The following is a 3,241-nucleotide window of genomic DNA, read 5'->3' as shown; positions in this document are numbered from 1 at the left end:
GATCTGGTACAAGACAGCCAGCTCGTGGCAGCTCGCGATCGCGGTATGCCGCTGCGAGTCCATTCCCTCCAGCATCTGCTCGTGGAAGACATAGAAGGCTTCCGCCCGCCCGGGCTGATCCAGATTACTCCAGGCGAAGCTCAAGTAGGGCTGCTTCCCCAGATCGATATCGACATTCGTCACCCGCTTGGACGCGAGATCGAAGGTGTAATCCTTGTCGATGCTGCGATCATTCGGGCGCAAGCTCCCTTGCTCGACGAACGTCAGATGAATGCCCTTCCTGCTCTGCGGCTCCTTCGAGAACGTCAGGAAGCCGAACGCACGGCGGTACGCATACGGCAGACTGCCGTACAGCACGCCGACCAGTTGCAAGGCAGTCTCCGACAATTTCTCCACCGCGACGTCGAGCGCCACGAACACTTTGCGTCTTGTGACAACGGACGAGATGACGGCGAACAACAGCTTCTTGAACATCTTCTCGTCGATGCCGAGGCTGGCGAGCAGGGAGGCCGGCGAAGCCGGACGGCGCGCTTCCGCCGCGGCAGGAATCCTCTCCAACTCAGGCAGTTCTGTGCCCTGCTCGATGTCATAGCTGCCGACGAAGTCCGCGTTCAGCAGCGAGGGGTAGTCCTTCACCGCTTCAGCCGCCTGATCGGCGGGCATAATATAGTTATGGGAGAAGAAGGCGCTGCGCAAGCCCGTGAAATCCGCCGCCTGATAGATGCTGCGGCCTAGGACGAGCTGCCCCATCTCAGCGTGGAACAGGTGCAGTGCTTGCGGATAGCGCGCTTCGTCCTTCTCACCGCGCGCGGCCAGCTCCGCCGGTACGTCATAGACACAGAACGGATGCAGTACTTTTTTGATGAATCCGGTATCAAGCCCGCCGGAGACCGCGATCGTGTCGAAGCCTTCGTTGGAGCGGAAAATACCGCGCCGCTCCCGCGTGTACATTTGCTGCTGGATGCGAGAGGACCTGTTCGATGTCAATGCTGCTCTCTCCCCTCGATATAATTCAATTGATGCAACAGCCAGATGAACGGCTCATCTACCCGGATTGGACTGACAACCCCCTGCAGCTTCTGATTGACCGGATTGCTGCCCAATGCCGACACGGCGAAGTAGGCCGTATTGGAGAAATAGACATCCATCGTTCCTTTGAATGGACGGTCCACCTTCTCGATAAAGCGCCGGATCTCGCCGTCGATATTATGGAATTCCGTCAGATCGAGATATTTGCGATGAACCATATTGCGGAAAATATTGCTATTCGACTTAATATAGTCTCCATCCTCATCCTTCAACGCATGCAGCATATCGCTCTTCGTCAGTACGACCGCCGTCGGGATGTCGGTCTTATTCTTGTCCTGGTAAGCGATGAAGTCGCCGAACAGCGTCAGCACGACATCGCGCGGCTCGTCATATTGCGGTACCCAATCGTCCGAGGCTCCGCCGTATTGCATACGGATTTTTTCACGAATCGATCGAATCTGCAACGGATCGATCATGAACAGAATGCCGGTCGAATTTTTAATATGCTGGCCATGCAGGCCGAGATAATCCTGATCGACCATCCCTTCCCCCGCGACATCAAAAAACACCAGTGTGAGCGGCGGCTTCGTCTCATCCTTGAAGACGAATTGAAAGATGAACGGCTCCTGCATCTTCTCCTTCTGCGTCGACGCGAGCAGATCGCCGCGTTCGAACAGAGGCTCCTCGTACAACGTGCGGAACTTGCGGCTTATCTCCGCATTGAGCGGCATGCAGGCGGCATCGAAATGATCGGCCGTCACATGCTGGAGCGTATGAATCAGCGAGGTCATGTAGACCGATTTGCCGACCTGGGAAGCTCCGATAATGGAAATGATATTGCTCGGCACCTTCCCTGCCGTAACGGGCAGCTCATTATGGCAGTGCGGGCACAGCCTTCTGCGCGTGACGACGCCATAGCGGTCATTCAGCCCGATAAGCACATGGTCGGAATACAGATGATGCTCCTCGGGAACATCGCGCGGCTCGATGACCGCCTCCATATCATAGACCGTGTCCAGGCCGAAGCGGTCCCGGTATTTGTTCAGCTTCTCATCCTCCTGCAGCGCATAATTCTCGTCATCCTCGCGGTGATGCACCGCGCGGAACACGACCTCCGCCGGCGAGAACTTGCTGAAACAGTACGGGCATACGATATCATAGAACAGCGGCCGTGACGCCGGCTGCGGCTTGCGCTTCAGAAAATCAAAAATCCCCAATGTCTTCTCCTCCTCATTCCGGTATCAGCTCATACAGCTGGCCGTATTGGTGGCCGTCGGTGAAGAAGAGCCGAATATAATCGTCCTTCCCGATCTCAATCTCCGGCAGCATGTTCCGGCCCGGGGCGAACGGCTCGACGAACGGGTAGACCGTGCCGTCGTCTTTACTGGCGGGATAGCCGCCGTGCTTCTTCACATAGCACAGCACATCCGCAGGGAGCGGCACCTCTGCCGCCACCTGGATTTGCGCCGTCTTGAATGTTTTGAACCAGCCGCCTTTATAGCGGATCGAATAACAGATTCTCGCCCGGCCGGTGCTCAGTGCGATCCGGTTCCCGCCATCCTGCTGGATGACGAGCTGCTGCTGTCCGTCCTCCTGCAGCAGACAAACGTAGATGGTATAGACGAGCCGCCCGATCCCATCAATCCGGTCATGGTACCCGTTGTTGGCTTTGTACTCGTCTCTCGTATACAGCTTCAGCTCCGCGGCCGGCGGACGCTCGGCCGCCGGTCGATCCGCCGCCGCCTTGTGCACGTAGACGGCCTGAATCTTATCGGGCCACAGCCATCGCAGCGTACATCGATCTTCGTCAATACTATGTGCCAGTCTGCGGATGATCGGCGTCTCCGGACCCGCTTCCGAATAATACATCTATCATAGCCCCCTCCACACTAGAATCCACGGCTGTTCTGATCGGGCTGCCGTCCGGACAGGCTGCTGCCTTCATTCCCCGCCGCTCCTCTTCGCCGGCGGCTTTCCTGCTGCCGCTGGCTCTCCTGCACAGGCACGGCCAACGTGAACAGCGCAATGACGACCGCCAGCACTAGATCGGCGCCGAGGCGCACGGCTCCGTCCGCAAGCGGTCGTCCGGACAAGCCGGCCTCTAGCAATAGACCAGCAAGCAGCCCCGCCACAGCCCCGCCGATGGCGAAGCTCTTGGCGAGATAGCGGTTGTCGAACACGAGGCCGAGCGACAAGCCAAACGTAGTGCCAA

Annotated in this window: 3 protein-coding genes and 1 pseudogene; all 4 read right to left on the bottom strand. The window is 57.9% G+C overall.

Annotated elements, in window-relative coordinates:
• A partial coding sequence (locus AZ66_RS28045) for a GAP1-N2 domain-containing protein (RefSeq protein WP_044357932.1) occupies nt 1-987 on the bottom strand: 987 nt, incomplete at its 3' end.
• On the bottom strand, nt 984-2,246 hold the full coding sequence (locus AZ66_RS28040; RefSeq protein ID WP_044357931.1) for a hypothetical protein: 1,263 nt from the start codon (nt 2,244-2,246) through the stop codon (nt 984-986). The genes AZ66_RS28045 and AZ66_RS28040, both read right to left, overlap by 4 nt.
• Before the next feature lie 13 nt (nt 2,247-2,259).
• Entirely contained in the window at nt 2,260-2,898 is a 639-nt protein-coding gene (locus tag AZ66_RS28035; protein WP_044357930.1) for a hypothetical protein, read from the bottom strand.
• A gap of 20 nt (nt 2,899-2,918) precedes the next feature.
• Nucleotides 2,919-3,241 (bottom strand): annotated as a pseudogene (locus tag AZ66_RS32215) (vWA domain-containing protein); the annotation flags it as partial.

Origin of the sequence: Paenibacillus sp. E194, assembly GCF_000935845.1 — a bacterium.
In the GTDB taxonomy this organism is placed as follows: Bacteria; Bacillota; Bacilli; order Paenibacillales; family Paenibacillaceae; genus Paenibacillus_B; species Paenibacillus_B alvei_B.
Note: the sequence above shows the minus strand (reverse complement) of the source record. Positions and strands in the feature narration are given on the sequence as shown.

Bases quoted from the DNA above. Each gene is read 5' to 3' on its own strand.
- AZ66_RS28035 (WP_044357930.1), bottom strand. From the start codon at position 2,898: ATGTATTATTCGGAAGCGGGTCCGGAGACGCCGATCATCCGCAGACTG.